Source organism: Methylotenera sp. N17 (assembly GCF_000799155.1).
Classification (GTDB): Bacteria; Pseudomonadota; Gammaproteobacteria; order Burkholderiales; family Methylophilaceae; genus Methylophilus.
The window spans coordinates 1,303,800-1,318,859 of the sequence record NZ_JUGE01000001.1 but is presented as its reverse complement, the minus strand read 5'-3'; the positions used below and the strand labels follow the sequence as shown (position 1 = coordinate 1,318,859).

General features: G+C 46.1%; 17 protein-coding genes. 4 read left to right on the top strand and 13 right to left on the bottom strand.

The features are described from left to right. Positions 1-13 precede the first annotated feature (13 nt). From FG11_RS06345 to acs, 3 genes are all read right to left on the bottom strand, one after another. Positions 14-1,591: a peptide chain release factor 3 gene (locus FG11_RS06345; RefSeq protein WP_020182230.1), complete on the bottom strand. Its 1,578-nt coding sequence runs from the start codon at positions 1,589-1,591 to the stop codon at positions 14-16. A 61-nt stretch (positions 1,592-1,652) separates the two neighbouring features. Next, positions 1,653-2,543: a glycosyltransferase family 32 protein gene (locus FG11_RS06340; protein WP_020182229.1), complete on the bottom strand. Its 891-nt coding sequence runs from the start codon at positions 2,541-2,543 to the stop codon at positions 1,653-1,655. Between the two features lie 143 nt (positions 2,544-2,686). Continuing rightward, the gene (gene acs, locus FG11_RS06335; protein ID WP_047533862.1) at positions 2,687-4,663 is read right to left on the bottom strand and encodes an acetate--CoA ligase; all 1,977 of its coding nucleotides are present in this window, start codon (positions 4,661-4,663) and stop codon (positions 2,687-2,689) included. Positions 4,664-4,744: 81 nt separating this feature from the next. Here acs and glnE point away from each other — a divergent pair, with 81 nt between their 5' ends. Further along, complete coding sequence (gene glnE, locus FG11_RS06330; RefSeq protein ID WP_047533859.1) at positions 4,745-7,453, top strand: bifunctional [glutamate--ammonia ligase]-adenylyl-L-tyrosine phosphorylase/[glutamate--ammonia-ligase] adenylyltransferase; 2,709 nt, start codon at positions 4,745-4,747, stop codon at positions 7,451-7,453. Positions 7,454-7,503: 50 nt separating this feature from the next. Here glnE and dhaK read toward each other — a convergent pair whose 3' ends face one another. The 9 genes from dhaK to FG11_RS06285 all read right to left on the bottom strand — a co-directional run bounded on the left by dhaK (position 7,504) and on the right by FG11_RS06285 (position 12,291). After that, a complete protein-coding gene (gene dhaK / locus FG11_RS06325; protein ID WP_025224462.1) occupies positions 7,504-8,502 on the bottom strand; it encodes a dihydroxyacetone kinase subunit DhaK in 999 nt (332 codons plus the stop codon). A 28-nt stretch (positions 8,503-8,530) separates the two neighbouring features. Beyond that, on the bottom strand, positions 8,531-9,169 hold the full coding sequence (dhaL, locus tag FG11_RS06320) for a dihydroxyacetone kinase subunit DhaL (protein ID WP_047533856.1): 639 nt from the start codon (positions 9,167-9,169) through the stop codon (positions 8,531-8,533). Positions 9,170-9,264: 95 nt separating this feature from the next. Beyond that, positions 9,265-9,672, bottom strand: coding sequence for a hypothetical protein (locus tag FG11_RS06315; RefSeq protein ID WP_020182224.1), 408 nt, complete (start codon positions 9,670-9,672; stop codon positions 9,265-9,267). A 55-nt stretch (positions 9,673-9,727) separates the two neighbouring features. After that, the gene (locus FG11_RS06310; RefSeq protein WP_047533853.1) at positions 9,728-10,129 is read right to left on the bottom strand and encodes a GFA family protein; all 402 of its coding nucleotides are present in this window, start codon (positions 10,127-10,129) and stop codon (positions 9,728-9,730) included. A 48-nt stretch (positions 10,130-10,177) separates the two neighbouring features. After that, positions 10,178-10,546, bottom strand: a complete 369-nt coding sequence (locus FG11_RS06305) for a VOC family protein (RefSeq protein WP_025224458.1) — start codon at positions 10,544-10,546, stop codon at positions 10,178-10,180. A 44-nt stretch (positions 10,547-10,590) separates the two neighbouring features. Continuing rightward, complete coding sequence (locus FG11_RS06300; RefSeq protein ID WP_047533851.1) at positions 10,591-10,992, bottom strand: hypothetical protein; 402 nt, start codon at positions 10,990-10,992, stop codon at positions 10,591-10,593. Positions 10,993-11,144: 152 nt separating this feature from the next. After that, positions 11,145-11,486, bottom strand: coding sequence for a YciI family protein (locus FG11_RS06295; RefSeq protein WP_047533848.1), 342 nt, complete (start codon positions 11,484-11,486; stop codon positions 11,145-11,147). 193 nt (positions 11,487-11,679) lie between these two features. After that, positions 11,680-11,967 (bottom strand): encapsulin-associated ferritin-like protein, encoded by a 288-nt coding sequence (locus FG11_RS06290; protein ID WP_020182219.1) that lies wholly within the window; start codon positions 11,965-11,967, stop codon positions 11,680-11,682. Between the two features lie 108 nt (positions 11,968-12,075). Beyond that, positions 12,076-12,291 carry a DUF4287 domain-containing protein gene (locus FG11_RS06285; RefSeq protein ID WP_020182218.1) on the bottom strand — a complete coding sequence of 72 codons (216 nt, stop codon included), beginning with the start codon at positions 12,289-12,291 and terminating at the stop codon, positions 12,076-12,078. 548 nt (positions 12,292-12,839) lie between these two features. On the opposite strand from FG11_RS06285, the gene FG11_RS06275 reads away from it, so the two are divergent. The 3 genes from FG11_RS06275 to FG11_RS06265 are packed head-to-tail and all read left to right on the top strand — an operon-like array spanning position 12,840 to position 14,503. Next, entirely contained in the window at positions 12,840-13,829 is a 990-nt protein-coding gene (locus tag FG11_RS06275) for an integron integrase (protein WP_047533843.1), read from the top strand. A gap of 60 nt (positions 13,830-13,889) precedes the next feature. Beyond that, positions 13,890-14,114, top strand: coding sequence for an AbrB/MazE/SpoVT family DNA-binding domain-containing protein (locus FG11_RS06270; protein ID WP_025224446.1), 225 nt, complete (start codon positions 13,890-13,892; stop codon positions 14,112-14,114). Further along, entirely contained in the window at positions 14,111-14,503 is a 393-nt protein-coding gene (locus FG11_RS06265; RefSeq protein ID WP_025224445.1) for a type II toxin-antitoxin system death-on-curing family toxin, read from the top strand. Before FG11_RS06270 ends, FG11_RS06265 begins: the two co-directional genes overlap by 4 nt. Before the next feature lie 28 nt (positions 14,504-14,531). On the opposite strand, the gene fliE is transcribed toward FG11_RS06265, so the two are convergent. Next, positions 14,532-14,903: a flagellar hook-basal body complex protein FliE gene (gene fliE, locus FG11_RS06260; RefSeq protein ID WP_047533840.1), complete on the bottom strand. Its 372-nt coding sequence runs from the start codon at positions 14,901-14,903 to the stop codon at positions 14,532-14,534. Between the last annotated feature and the right edge of the window lie 157 nt (positions 14,904-15,060).

The window sequence follows — 15,060 nt, the reverse complement described above, 5'->3', positions numbered from 1 at the left end:
CCCATCCATTGTCTTAAGCGATTTCACGTGTTTCCATAAACTGAATGTCCGGATAGCGCTCTTGCGCCATTTGCAAGTTCACCCGGTTCGGTGCCAGATACACATAATCGTCGGCACTGTCTAATCCTACGTTAAACCCATACTTGTCTGCAATCGCTTTCAGGTCAGCATCACTGCCTTTTAACCAACGCGCTGTATAGCAATCATAGGGTTCAAATATCATATCGACCCCATATTCGTGTTCCAAACGGTGGGCTACTACATCAAATTGCAGCATACCTACCGCACCTAGAATTAAGTCATTAGAGAGCAGTGGACGGAATAGTTGCGCTGCACCTTCCTCAGAAAGTTGTTTAAGTCCAATCTGCAACTGCTTCATTTTCATTGGATTTTTTATTCGTGCACGACGGAAAAATTCCGGTGCAAACGAAGGGATGCCAATAAACTTGAGATTCTCATTTTCGGTAAACGTATCGCCCAATTTAATCGTGCCGTGATTGGGGATCCCAATAATATCACCTGAGTACGCTTCATCCATGGTGGTACGGTCTTGCGCCATGAAGGTAATCGCATTATTGACGCTCAGCATTTTACCGGTAGCCACTTGTTTGATTTTCATGCCACGCTCAAAACGGCCAGAACACACACGTAAAAACGCAATACGATCACGGTGTTTTGGATCCATATTGGCTTGAATCTTAAATACAAATCCAGAAAACTTGGACTCGTTGGCGGCAATTTCTCGTGTGGCTGTTTTACGTGATTGGGGTGGGGGCGATAAATCGACCACCGCATCTAACAGCGATTGCACGCCAAAGTTGTTAATGGCAGAGCCAAAAAACACCGGTGTTTGTTTGCCACTTAAATAGCGTTCTTTATCAAAGCTATGTGATGCACCGCGTACTAGCTCGATATCAATGCGCAACTCTTCTGCTTGGCGTCCAATCACTTCATCTAAGCGTGGGTTGTCTAATCCTTTGATGATTTCAGAGGTACCTTTTTCGGCGCGTGGGTCAAAAAAAGAAATTTCGTCGTTGTGTAAGTGGTACACGCCACGGAAAGTTTTCCCCATGCCTATGGGCCATGTCATGGGTGCGCATTCCATGCCTAATGTGGATTCAATTTCATCTAACAGCTCAATGGGCGCGCGGCTTTCACGGTCTAATTTGTTGATGAAGGTGACGATTGGTGTATCACGCATACGACACACATTGAGCAGTTTGATGGTTTGCGCTTCTACGCCATTAACGGAGTCAATCACCATTACCGCAGAATCCACTGCCGTCAGCGTGCGATAAGTGTCTTCTGAAAAGTCATCATGGCCGGGGGTGTCCAGCAGATTAATCATGTGTTCGCGATACGGGAACTGCATCACGGAAGATGTGACGGAAATACCACGTTGCTTCTCGAGTTCCATCCAGTCAGAAGTAGCGTGGCGCGCAGCTTTGCGTCCACGTACTTCACCAGCCACCTGAATAGCGCCACCAAACCACAGTAACTTTTCAGTTAAGGTGGTTTTACCGGCATCCGGGTGAGAGATAATTGCAAAGGTACGTCTGACCTCTATTTTGTTGAGATCTGCTGTGCTCATAAATATTGAATCTGCGGGTAATAGTTTGAAGGCAGAATGATACCAAATGTCAGCAGTTTAATTAGACAAAATATTTTAAGAAGCCCGATATTTGCTCGCTAATGGGTAAGTAAACACTCAGAATCGGCGCAAAAAACTTAGAAGGCAGCACAATGGGTTTTCTGAGTTTGGAATAATGCGTTTTGTAGATCACATGATGTTCATGCGTGGCTGATTTTGTGAAGATATTGTAAACCAGGTGCAAATCATGATTGGAGCGCACTAATCGCTTAGGGTATTGATTTAAGTGGGGCGCAATGGCTAAGCTGTAAGCAATGGGTCCTGTGACTCTAAATGTACCCAAATGACCGGTGTGGTTAAGAAACGGGTTATAACGCATCACGTTATGGCATACGGTTTCAATCACTGATTTTAAGAAGGGATGGCCCGGCACAGCCACAATATACCACTGCTGAAACTCACCCAATGGATCGGGGATATCGACATATTTACCCAAGTTCTGCATATTGTCGCCAGCATCATTTTTCCAGTAACTCAGTAAGTAGTAGTCATCTTTTTGGATGATCTCATTGAGCGGCTTATCCATGCTGCTTTTAATGTCTAGGTAAACGCCACCTTCTCTGTAGAGCAATAGGTATCTAAAAAAATCGGCCATGGCTGCGCCATAGGCAGGGTTGATTTTTTTGAAGATGCTGAATAACTCAGGAAAGTATTCTTGAATATAAGCGTCGATATCCGCGTCATCATAAAAGCGATATTCCCAGTCCGGGTTCATCGCCCGGATGTGGTCAACATTGGCTTGTACTGCTTCGGGTAGGGTTCGGCTAAAGTAAGTTTGGTGAATAACCTTGGGAATACTGTTGCCCATGGGTAGAGGCTTGGTATAGCCATAGTCTTTGACTTGATTTAGATTTTTTCTTCTAAGTAAAGAGAGCTGCTTGATAATGTTCATGGATAAACAGTATGTTATGCACAGGTAGCCATGTTAACAAAAGTAAATGGATTGTCTATGCCTCAAGTGGGCTATGTGGACTATTTCCGCATCAAAAAAATGGCAGCAAGAATCAATGCTGCCATCACCAATAAACCTTCCATTTATTTCACGACTTCTTTCAGTTGTTCCAAAATGGCTGGGTTATCTAATGTAGAAATGTCCGACGTGATTTCTTCGCCCTTGGCTAAGCTGCGTAACAAGCGGCGCATGATTTTTCCGGAACGGGTTTTTGGCAGGTTATCACCAAAGCGAATCTCGTCTGGCTTGGCAATCGGACCAATCTCTTTGCCTACCCACTCACGTAACTCTGCTACGATTTTCTTAGCATCGTCACCTAACGGGCGTGCGCCTTTAAGCACGACATAGGCAACGACGGATTCTCCTTTGATATCATGGGGTTTTCCTACCACGGCAGCTTCGGCAACAAGCGCGTTGGCTACCAAGGCAGATTCGATTTCCATGGTGCCAAGACGGTGACCAGATACGTTCAACACGTCGTCAATCCTGCCCATGATGGTAAAGTTACCTGTTTTGGCATCTCGCACGGCACCATCGCCGGCCAGATAGGTTTTTCCGCCCAAGTCAGCGGGGTAATAGCTGGCTTTATAACGCTCAGGGTCGTTATAGATGGTGCGAATCATGGATGGCCATGGTTTTTTGATGACCAGTAAACCACCGGTACCCCATGGTACATCTTTGCCAGTTTCATCGACTACATCTATATCAATACCGGGGAAGGGTAGTGTACAGGAGCCCGGCACCAATGCCGTTGCGCCTGGTAAAGGGGTAATCACATGGCCGCCAGTCTCTGTTTGCCAAAAGGTATCGACAATGGGACAACGGCTGCCGCCCACTTGCTCGTAATACCACATCCAAGCTTCTGGGTTGATCGGCTCGCCCACAGTACCTAGCAAGCGTAAGCTAGACAAGTCGTATTGGCTGGGGTGTGTAGCTGGATCAGTTTCACCGGCCTTAATCAATGAGCGAATCGCAGTAGGCGCTGTGTAAAAAATCGACACTTGATGTTTTTGAATCATTTGCCAAAAGCGACCTGCATTTGGGTAGGTTGGAATGCCTTCAAACACGATTTGGGTCGCACCCATGGCGAGTGGGCCGTAGGTCACATAGCTATGGCCGGTAATCCAGCCCACATCTGCCGTACACCAATAGATGTCATCTGCTTTTACATCAAACGTCCAGCGCATGGTATTCATGGCATGCAATAAATAGCCCGCAGACGCATGTTGCACGCCTTTAGGTTTGCCAGTTGAGCCAGATGTGTATAGCAGAAATAGCGGATGCTCTGCATTTACCATCACTGGTGCACATTCGTCAGGTTGACCAGCAATCAAGTCATCCCACCAAATATTATTGGCTGCCCATTGAATCTCTTGACTGGTTTTTTTCAACACAATCACTTTTTGAATGCTGTCACAGCCGCCCATGGCAATGCCTTCATCAACCGCTTGCTTGAGCGGTAAAGTTTTACCACCGCGGAATTGACCATCAGAAGTAATCACAGCGACTGCGCCAGCGTCAATAATGCGCTCGTTCAAGCTTTTGGCAGAGAATCCACCAAATACTACGGAGTGGGTGAGGCCAATGCGCGCGCAGGCCTGCATGGCGACCACAGCTTCAATGCCCATGGGTAAATAGATAATGACGCGATCGCCTAGTTTGAGATTGAGCGTTTTTAGACCATTGGCAAATTGGCATACTTGATGGTACAACTGTTTGTAAGTCACCGTTTTGACATCGCCATTGTCAGCTTCAAAAATAATGGCAGTTTTGTTGGGAATAGTATTGAGGTGTTTGTCTAAACAGTTAGCCGAAACATTCAGCTCGCCATCTTCAAACCACTTATAAAAGGGGGCGTTGTCTTGGTTGAGTGTTTTGGTAAAGGGTTTGTGCCATATCAGTAATTCGCGTGCCAGTTTTGCCCAAAAACCTTCATAATCGGCATTGGCCTCTGCGCATAGCTGCGTATACGCTTGCATGCCAGAGACAGCGGCTGTTTTCACAGTTTCTGCACTGGGCTCAAATACGCGATTTTCATGAAGTACGGATTCAATTGACATACAACTCCCCTAATATTTTGCAACGCACATATAATTAAATTTATTGAGTAATACTAACCGTCATAAAAGATACAAAAAAGCATGCTAACACTGGACATGATTCTATCAGAAAACCGCGCTGCGTCTAGGGATGAGGCATATGTGCTCCATGCCGTGAAATGCAGTCCGTTCGTCACCCGATTAATGGCAAAAGATGCGCAATTAGTGAGTGATTTGCTAAACAATCTACATAAAGTATATCTATTAGAAGACATGCAAGCTTACCTGAGCAAGCAAACTTTTTTTGATGAAACTACTTTAAAACAACAATTAAGGCGTTTACGCCAGCAGGTAATGGCACGCCTGATTGTACGAGACTTAAATGGCTTGGCAGACTTTGAGGAAGTCGTGATGGCGACCTCTGCGTTAGCAGAATTGACGATTCAGCAGGCCATTGCATTCTATACCGAGCAATTCCAGCCGCAGTATGGCTTGCCTAAGAGTCTGGCAGGGGAGACGCAACCGCTGATTGTGGTGGGAATGGGCAAGCTCGGCGGCGCAGAACTCAATGTCTCTTCCGATATTGATTTGATTTTTGCCTATGAGCAAGAGGGCGAGACTGATGGCGCGCAATCCATTAGCAATCAGGAGTATTTCACCAAGCTAGGCAAAAAGTTAATAGCTGCGCTAGATGACATTACCGAGGATGGCTTTGTATTCAGGGTGGATATGCGTTTGCGGCCATTTGGCTCTGAAGGCGCGTTGGTAAGCTGCTTGGATGCGCTAGAGGATTATTATCAGAATTACGGGCGTGAGTGGGAACGCTATGCTTGGATCAAGGGGCGTGTGGTGGCTGGCCCAGACAAAGCCTTAACACGCGTGTTGAAGCCTTTTGTATTCAGAAAATACCTAGACTTTAATGCGTACGCTTCTATGCGCGATTTAAAAGTGCAGATTCAGCGCGATGTGATGCAACGGGGCTTGGAAAATAACATTAAGCTAGGTCGGGGCGGTATCCGCGAGGTGGAGTTTATTGCCCAAGTGTTTCAGCTGATTCGTGGCGGGCAAGACACCGATTTGCAAATTAAACCCACATTGCAGGTGTTGCAATTATTGGCACAACAGCGCGTGCTTCCGCAAGAAGCGGTAGACCAGTTGACGGAGGGCTATCTCTATTTACGTAACGTTGAGCATCGGCTTATGTATATTGATGATCAACAGACACAAGATTTGCCCACTTCTGAGGCGTCACAACAGCGTTTGGTGTGGATGATGCGCTTAGAAACATGGGCAGAGTTCTTAGCACAGTTGAACCATCACCGCGCTATCATTCAGGCCCATTTTGATGCGACCTTTAGCGATACCGGACACCAAGAATTTTTAACGGAAACGGCGATTTGGCAAGGTACCGTCGGGCAAGACGCGGCGGCAGAGGATTTGAAAACATCTGGTTTTGTAGAGCCGTTGGAAAGCGTCCGACGCTTACGCGCACTACATGCCAGTAGCCGTTATCAGCAGTTGCCAGAACAAAGCAAACTGCGCTTTGATAAGTTGATGCCGCTGGTGATTTATCAATCAGCGCAGACTGCGACACCGGATATTGCACTGCTGCGCGCAATTAACTTATTAGAAAGCATTTGCCGTCGCGCCAGCTATCTAGCGCTACTGACGGAGTTTCCAGAATCGTTACAGCTTGTCATTAAATTATGCGCGGCTAGTCCATGGTTGGCGCAGTATCTCACTGCACACCCAATTTTGTTAGATGAATTACTGGACACACAAAGCCTGTATGACGCACCTGATTTTGTGGCCATGCAAGCTGAGCTGACTAAAAAAATGCGCGCACTGGATGGTGATACCGAGGCGCAGATGGACACGATGCGCCACTACAAAAATGCGGCGGTATTGCGCTTTGCCGCGCAAGATGTAGGTGGGTTGCTGGCATTGGAAACATTGTCGGACTATTTAAGTGCGCTAGCAGAGCTGATTCTGCAGGTGAGTTTGCAGACCATTTGGCCTACGCTTAAATTTAAACATCAAGATACTCCGCAATTTGCCATCATCGGTTATGGCAAATTAGGTGGCAAAGAGTTAGGTTATGTCTCTGATTTAGATATTATTTTTCTGTATGAGGACGACCACCCAGAGGCAGCAGAGATTTATGCGAGGTTTGCCCAGCGCATCAACAACTGGTTTAACAGCTTAACCAATGCTGGCTTGTTGTACGAAACCGATTTGCAGCTGCGCCCCGATGGTAATAGTGGTTTGCTTGTGAGTAGTGTGCAGGCGTTTGCTGAATACCAGTTGCACAAGGCCTGGGTGTGGGAGCATCAGGCTATTTCGCGTGCCCGATTCGTCGCTGGCGATGCGCAAGTAGGTGCGCAGTTTGCAGCTATCCGCCAGCAAGTAGTGTTACAAGTGCGTGATCAGGCCACATTAAAGCAAGAAGTCGTGCAGATGCGCGAGAAAATGCGCGTGAGTCACCCACCTAAAGCTGCGGTATTTGATGTAAAGCATGATAAAGGCGGCATTATCGATGTGGAGTTTATGGTGCAATATTTGGTGTTATTGCATGCACATCATCATCCCCAACTGCTTGAAAATATTGGTAATATTGGCTTACTGCATCGCTTGGCAACATTAAAATTAATAGATGCTGATGCGGCAGAAGCGGTGGCCGATGCTTACCGCGAATATCGTAAAGTTATTCATAGCAGCAAACTACAAGGCAAAGACGCTAAGGTACCTACGACGGAGATTGTGGCACAGCAAACGGCAGTCTCCAGCTTGTGGAACTATGTTTTGGGCTAGTGTTTAAAGTAGCTGTGTTGATCGCGTGGCGGTTACTAAAACGTTACGCATTAACGCCCCCAACGCAACGCTGCGGTATGCACAGGGCTATCCCAATGTTGTTTAATCTCGTCATCTAGCAAACAAACGGTGATGGATGCGCCGGCCATATCCAATGCGGTGGTGTAGTTGCCTACCAATGAGCGTTCGATACGTACACCATGCGCTGCCAATAATTTAGCTGCACTGTGGTAAAGCAAATACAATTCCATCAGTGGTGTCGCGCCAAAGCCATTAATCAGAAGCAAAACGTCTTGGCGATGGGTGAGGCCTTTGGTGGCAAAGTCTGCCAAAATAGCCTGAATACAGTCATGCACAATGGCATCAGCCTCGCGCATTTGCTCGCGCCTACGCCCAGGCTCACCATGAATACCCACGCCCATTTCCAGCTCAATATCGGCAATATCAAAGGTAGCACGCCCAGCGGCAGGGACTGTACAACTAGTGAGTGCCACACCGATACTGGACGTCTGTTGATTGACCTTATCGCCCAAGGCTTTGCATGCTGCTAAATCTGCACCCGTTTCGGCTAAGCTGCCTACACATTTTTCTACAATCACTGTACCTGCTACCCCACGCCGCCCAGTGGTATAGGTGCTGTTCACCACGGCACAATCATCGCTAGTGAGTACGGTGGCGTGTTGAAACGGTAGCATTTCTGCAGCCATTTCAAAATTCATCACATCACCCGCATAGTTTTTAACAATAAACAGCACCCCTTGGTCGGTATGCACGGCCTCAGCTGCTTCCAAAATCTGGTCGGGTGTAGGGGATGTGAATACTTGTCCTGGGCAAGCCGCATCTAACATGCCATAGCCGATATAGCCTGCATGTAGTGGCTCATGACCAGAGCCACCGCCAGACACGATAGCGACTTTGTTCACGGCTTTTTCACGGCGAGTCAGGTATGTGGGATCCACATGCAACGTGACCAAATCATGATGCGCATTAGCAAAGCCGGATAGACTCTCAACGAGCACTTGGTCTACTTGGTTAATAAACTTTTTCATAGATTGACCTTTTTAAGCAGTAATATTTTTATGCGTCGGCTTCTTTAAGCATTAAATCACATACCGCATGTATCATGACTTGGCAGCTTTTGGCACCGGCATCCAGATGGCCAATGGCTCGCTCACCTAAACCAGCAGCTCTGCCTTTGGTCGCAATCAGATTACGTGTAGATTCCAATCCAATATCTGCGGTTTGTTTGAGCGCGGTGGCGATCTCTTGGCTGGATTTGCCTTGTGCGGCCAGTGTGGTAAAAGTAGTAGAGACTGGTACTAATACATCCAACATGGTTTTCTCACCCACGCTGGCTTTACCGCGCTGCATAATCGCTTGTACGCCAGCTGCAAACGCTGCGGCGATTTCTAATGGTGTATTCGCGCCATTTTGTTGCGCGGTTTTGGCCATGCTCATGAAAAAACTGGCAAATAAAGGCCCGGATGCACCGCCAATGGTGCTTAATAGCTTCATGCCAATTTTGTTCAATGCCTCATCTGCGGGTAAGGGCAGTAATGTGTTGTACATGCCAGCGGCTACTTCGCTGCCACGCTTCATGTTGATGTAATGGTCACCATCGCCAATGGCACGGTCTAATGATTCAATATCTGCCTCATGCGCCACAATGGCAGCATGAATATGTAGGCAGGCGTTTAATATAAATGCAGTGTTCATATCTAGTGTTGGTGGTGATAAAAATTACGTTAATTGTGTGCCCATATGACACAGGCCGTTTGATGCAAATCAACAGCGCTTAATGTTGCGACTAATTAATCACGGCAAAAGCCTTCTCCCGCGCGAATCACTAGGCAGTTTTGTTTTTCTGCAAGCCATTTCATGCCTGTGCCTGCGCCATCTGTCGCTTGAATATAGGCTTCTCTGTCATTACGCATAAAGCGGATACGGTGATCGACAGACTTGCCTTCGTAGGTGCTGGGGCCATCTAGGTTTTGAATCGTTAGCGTATAAACACCTCTTCTGCCATCGATCTTCAAAAACGTGCCTTCCGGGCCATTCCATTGTCCTGCCCAAGTATCGGTAAAGTTTTCAAAGGTGGTATGGTCATTGGGCGTGGTGGTGCCATAGGTAGTAGGTGCAGGCGGGGCACTTTCTTTACAGCCTAGCAGGGTAAAACAACATGCAGCAACAATAGTGAGTGCACGGTATGCAAGTTTCATGCGTATTCCTTGGGTTCCATCGTCATGATTCATTAATATACCTCAATAGTAGCCATCAAAGGTGTCGATAAAACGTAGGTGCATTTTGCCAATTGTCGTGCAGTCCATCCACATACACAATGGGCGTATTCTCCAGCACTTCGTCACTTACATCAGTTAAACAGCCAAGATTGACCCCGTACATTTTGCCAATGGGTGTGTCGTTACCCACGCCAAAGCACCGCACGCCGCAGTGCTTGCAAAAATAATGATGGTTTTTTTTAGTATTGAACAAATACTGGGTTAATTCAGATTCGCCAGTCAGCAAGCGAAAGTGCTTAGGCTTGGCAATGGCTGGCCAAAAGCGTGTGCGTCTACAAATAGAGCAATTACAACGGTAGGAGTGTTGAGTAAGATCTAAATCTGCTTCAAAAGTCACAGCGCCGCAATGGCAACTGCCGTGATAGGTCGTTAACATATATGCTCCTACTATATTGATACTAGCATTAGTTTTGAATCATTCAGTTTAGGCTACATTCTGACCAATGCGCCATAGCACACCAGACGGATCGGTAATGCAGAAATCACGCATGCCCCATGACTGAAGTTGCATTGGCCAAAGCTTAACGGAATACTTGTTTGCCAAGTCACGTTGATTGATATGATCCCACCACGCATCCACATCTTCAACCAAGATGTGCATCATAAAATTTTCGGCAAAACCTTCAGTACAATAATCTTGTAGCAAAAAACTCACGTGTGAATAATGAAAATAAGCGACACCACCACCTTCTGATGCCATGGTGAAGCCCATGTCTTGGTAAAACTGTTTGGATACTTCAAAGTCCTTAGATGGTACAAACGCTTTAATTTCAGTCACTTGCAAGTTAGACATGGTGTTTAATCCTGAATATTTATGTACATGCTGCCTGGCGAGCGCTAGCGGCTGATCTGTATCAGTATTTCATTGGCCAATTTTTCCATAGTTTCTAAGCTAATATCCGCTTTTTGTAGAAAATCTTGATCGTAATGATGAGGATCCGACCAATGTTTGCCTCTAATTTGGCAACGCTTAGCAAGCTTGTGAATGCCAATGTCTTGCAGCTCAAACCCCAACTCAGTCCACAGTACAGATAAGCGCGCCTCCGTCTCGTGGTTGGGTTGACCAGTATCTTTTATGCTACGAATATACACAGCGGTTTCCCTTGAGGCGGTAATGACTTTTCTAACCGCTTTAACTGATTGTGTTTTTCTATCGTTGCTCGCTCGATCTAGGTTTGTGAGCCATGATTTTGCGTGCTTTAAAATTTCCCAAAGTAGCTTAGTAGAGAGGATTTCCATGGGCGTTAGTTTGTTGTTTGTATATAAGTTGAAAGATGCATTCTAGAATATTCTGCACTAGATAATGTAAGGCTATTTTTTAAGTGTTTTCTATTCAACACGCAGACGTTTCTACAGTCATCCATTTCACTATTTCCAATTTAGGTTTTCCGTCAATGAAACGGACGCACCTCTACTGGTGCACGACAAGCGACGGCTGCTTTGCGGCCCCATGTCAACGCTTGTTCTAAGTTAGCTACTTCCAGCACCCAAAAACCGCTTATGTGTTCCGTGGTAGCTAAATATGGCCCGTCAGCCATGCTTACCTCACTATTAGTCTCACACCGCAGTGATTTCGCGCTGTTGATTGGCTGCAAACCGCCTACAAAAACTCTGATGCCAGCAGTGACCATCTCAACGTTAAGTGCGTCGATATCGCGTGACATGGCCTCATCTTCTGCAACGTATGGGTCATAGTCGTTAGGGCGGTGTATAGCTACCAAATACTTTGTCATAACGTTTCCTATCATCTAACGCGCATCATTCGGCTGCGCTTGATGCGTCTAACTGCGAAACAGCTTGACCACATTTAAGGCCTTTATTGATACTGAGGCATGCAATCACCTATGGCATACCACCCAGCTTTTGAGCTGACAAAATATGCCCAGTTAGCATGGAGTAATTTGCTCGCATGATGGATTAGGCATTTTATTTATGTGCTATTGGTTTTTCTGTAAACAAGTAATCTTTTAGTTGTTTATCAAAACTAGGGTCTTGCCGTCTGATCCATTCAAGCACCATTGCTGCATGTTCTTTTTCCTCATCTCGATTATGTGCAAGAATCGCTTTTAAGTCTTTATTTTTGCACGCATCAACCCTTTGGTTGTACCAATCCACTGCTTCTAGCTCTTCCATAAGTGATGTAATAGCCCTGTGCATATCTCTGGTTTCATCCGTAAGCTCACTGATTGGTTCGTGATACCCTTCATTTGACATTGCTATCTCCTTGATAAATGGTGTTTAGATTGTAAACCCTAACACCAAAATTAACGTGCGCCATTAGGCATTCTGCTTGAATGAAGGGTTAGATGGATGGAGATATTGTTACTTTATTTGATTTGCAAGCGCATAAGCGACGATTGCATTGGCATGCCCATGCCCCATTTTATGTTCTGTTTTAAGCCAGTTAACCATTTCCATGTGCTTCATATCTTTCAGATTGCCCACAAGCAATAACCAATGCGCAATAGGCTGACCGTACTTTTTCTCTATCGAAGGGAAATACGAGGCAGGTCCTTTGACTTTTTCTTCAGATGACATAATTCACTTTGATTGTTAATAAATCTAACGTGTGAGGTAAGGGGCGCACGACGGCGGCACGGACCCAGCGAAGACAGACAAACCAAGCCCGCCGTTGTGCGTCCCCTTGACCGCAGGGTTAGCCAGGAGCAGAGCGGAATGCACAAAAGCATTGTGGAGCACCGCGGCAAAGCGGGCGGCATGGGCAAAGCCGATGCCCCAAAGGAAAGCCAGACCCGGCGCTGCCGAAGGCAGGGCCAGCGCTGAGCGGCAACTCAAAGTGGCGACAACGCCAGGCATGGAGCTACGAAAACCCGAGAAGGCGAAAAGACGAGCGCCGCCAGCAGAGCACGAGGCCTGACGGCGGCCTGCCAAGACCAGAGGTGCCAAGAACCCGCGGAGACGTTGATGCGCCATGAAACCGATGCTGCTGGCTAACGTAAAGTAGACCCCAGAAACGTCCAATAAAAAATAGTTGGACAGGTGTCTATATTGTTTTTAATTTGTATTATCATCATTAATTCAATGGTTAATCTATTTTTATCACACCTAAAAAAGAATAAAACAATATGATAAATACACCTGCAGAATCTCAGCCCCCTAAGTTACTTGAGCAAGTTGCTGCGCGTATGCGTGTTAAACATTACAGCTTACGCACAGAGAAATCCTATGTGGATTGGATTAAACGATATATTTGGCATCATGGCAAGCGTCACCCAAAAGATTTGGGTGCGGCGGAGGTAGAGGCCTTTTTATCTCATTTGGCTGTAACACGTAATGTTTCTGCCAGCACGCAAAATCAAGCTAAAAGTGCGATATTGTTTTTGTATAAAGAGGTGCTAGGTGTTCAGTTGCCTTGGTTAGATAACGTGACTCAGGCCAAAGCACCTAAACGATTACCTGTGGTGTTAACCAGGGATGAAGTACAAGCTTTATTGAATCGTTTAGACGGGACTATGTGGTTGTTGGTCAGTTTGCTGTATGGCAGTGGCTTGCGACTGATGGAGTGCTTGCGGTTGCGGGTTAAAGATGTGGATTTGGCAAGGTGTGAGATTTTAGTGCGTGAGGGAAAAGGCTTTAAAGATAGAGTCACCATGTTGCCTAAGTCATTGATTGAACCATTAAAGCAACATTTGCTTAAAGTTAAAGCGTTACATCAAGAGGATTTGGCAGCAGGACTTGGTGCAGTGTTTATGCCCATGGCATTAGATAAAAAGTACCCCAATGCAGGTAAAGATTGGGCTTGGCAGTATGTGTTTCCATCCATTAAGTTATCGGTAGATCCGTTATCAAAAGTGATTAGGCGACACCACGCAGATGAAAAAACTGTACAGCGTGCAGTAAAAAAAGCAGTGAATTTAGCGCGCATTACTAAACTTGCTACGCCTCATACACTGCGGCATAGCTTTGCCACGCATTTGTTAGAAGGCGGCTACGATATTCGCACTGTGCAAGAGTTGCTTGGGCACAGCGATGTAGCGACTACCATGATTTATACGCATGTGTTGAACAAAGGTGGGCAGGGTGTGGCTAGCCCACTAGATACAATGAGCGCTTGAATTTGCTATGTTATAACAATTGTTATATTATAACTTTTGTTATAACTTTGGGAGCACAACATGCAAGGTATTAAACTTACACAAATTGGTAATTCTGTTGGGTTGATTTTGCCAAAAGAGGTATTGGCAAGGCTGAAACTGGAGAAGGGCGATACGGTGTTTTTAACTGATACGCCAGGTGGTATTGCGATTACGCCGAATGACGCAAACTTTGAAACGCAAATGGATGCCGCACGCAAGATAATGAAGGCACGACGTAATGTACTGCGCGAGTTAGCTAAATGACTGGCTGGGTTTGGTTGGATAGTGCTGTGATGTTGGCAGTACATGACGAGCAGTTGGCTGAGCATGGCGGCATTGCTGGTATACGAGACCAAGGTATGTTTGAGTCTGCAATGCAGCGGGCACCCAATTTGGCTGCATATGGAGCCCCCGATTATGCTGAGTTAGCTGCGGCATATGGTGTGGGGCTGGCTAAGAACCATCCGTTTTTAGATGGCAACAAGCGTACTGCGTTTGTTGCAACGGAACTGTTTTTAGTGCTGAACGGGTATGTGCTGACTGCAGATGATGTCGCCTGTGTGTTGACCATGCTGGCAGTTGCTGCGGGTGAAATATCGGAAGCTGAGTTTGCTGATTGGATACGTACGCATAGCCAATCTAGCAAGGGTTAAGGCCCTGTATCAATACTTGACTATAACTTTACACCTGCATATTCATCATATCTTGATAAGCAGATACTAATTTATTGCGTACCTGCACAGTGGCCTGAAACGAGATATTGGCTTTTTGTCCTGCAATCATCACATCTGACAAGCTGACGCTGTCGTCCCCCATGGCAAAGTTTTTGCCTAATTTTTCTGCATCTACCTGCACTTGGTTGACTTGATCTAACGATGCTTTCAATGCATCGGTAAAGCTTACTTTGGTTGACGATTGTGGGCTATCTAACTTTTGAATACCTAACCCACCACCAATAGGATTCTCTTGCCCAACACGTGGGCCTTGTGCTGCTGCCTTTAGTTGCGCAAGCATGGATTCTATTCTGCTTGAATCTATTCCACCGGCTTTCATGGTTTACCTCCAGTAATGATGTTGCTTCATTGGTATGTCTGCTATGCACACATACTTTTTGACTTATGCACACTGTAGCACCTCTGATTTTTAGCCAGCGTTGAAATAGGCGAGGGAAAAGTGCTTTATTCCCAAAATTGAATATTGGCAATATCGG

Excerpts from the sequence above, each read along its gene's own strand:
- FG11_RS06345 (WP_020182230.1), bottom strand. The coding sequence starts at position 1,591 with ATGAGCACAGCAGATCTCAACAAAATAGAGGTCAGACGTACCTTTGCA.
- FG11_RS06340 (WP_020182229.1), bottom strand. The coding sequence starts at position 2,543 with ATGAACATTATCAAGCAGCTCTCTTTACTTAGAAGAAAAAATCTAAAT.
- acs (WP_047533862.1), bottom strand. The coding sequence starts at position 4,663 with ATGTCAATTGAATCCGTACTTCATGAAAATCGCGTATTTGAGCCCAGT.
- glnE (WP_047533859.1), top strand. The coding sequence starts at position 4,745 with ATGCTAACACTGGACATGATTCTATCAGAAAACCGCGCTGCGTCTAGG.
- dhaK (WP_025224462.1), bottom strand. The coding sequence starts at position 8,502 with ATGAAAAAGTTTATTAACCAAGTAGACCAAGTGCTCGTTGAGAGTCTA.
- dhaL (WP_047533856.1), bottom strand. The coding sequence starts at position 9,169 with ATGAACACTGCATTTATATTAAACGCCTGCCTACATATTCATGCTGCC.
- FG11_RS06315 (WP_020182224.1), bottom strand. The coding sequence starts at position 9,672 with ATGAAACTTGCATACCGTGCACTCACTATTGTTGCTGCATGTTGTTTT.
- FG11_RS06310 (WP_047533853.1), bottom strand. The coding sequence starts at position 10,129 with ATGTTAACGACCTATCACGGCAGTTGCCATTGCGGCGCTGTGACTTTT.
- FG11_RS06305 (WP_025224458.1), bottom strand. The coding sequence starts at position 10,546 with ATGTCTAACTTGCAAGTGACTGAAATTAAAGCGTTTGTACCATCTAAG.
- FG11_RS06300 (WP_047533851.1), bottom strand. The coding sequence starts at position 10,992 with ATGGAAATCCTCTCTACTAAGCTACTTTGGGAAATTTTAAAGCACGCA.
- FG11_RS06295 (WP_047533848.1), bottom strand. The coding sequence starts at position 11,486 with ATGACAAAGTATTTGGTAGCTATACACCGCCCTAACGACTATGACCCA.
- FG11_RS06290 (WP_020182219.1), bottom strand. The coding sequence starts at position 11,967 with ATGTCAAATGAAGGGTATCACGAACCAATCAGTGAGCTTACGGATGAA.
- FG11_RS06285 (WP_020182218.1), bottom strand. The coding sequence starts at position 12,291 with ATGTCATCTGAAGAAAAAGTCAAAGGACCTGCCTCGTATTTCCCTTCG.
- FG11_RS06275 (WP_047533843.1), top strand. The coding sequence starts at position 12,840 with ATGATAAATACACCTGCAGAATCTCAGCCCCCTAAGTTACTTGAGCAA.
- FG11_RS06270 (WP_025224446.1), top strand. The coding sequence starts at position 13,890 with ATGCAAGGTATTAAACTTACACAAATTGGTAATTCTGTTGGGTTGATT.
- FG11_RS06265 (WP_025224445.1), top strand. The coding sequence starts at position 14,111 with ATGACTGGCTGGGTTTGGTTGGATAGTGCTGTGATGTTGGCAGTACAT.
- fliE (WP_047533840.1), bottom strand. The coding sequence starts at position 14,903 with ATGAAAGCCGGTGGAATAGATTCAAGCAGAATAGAATCCATGCTTGCG.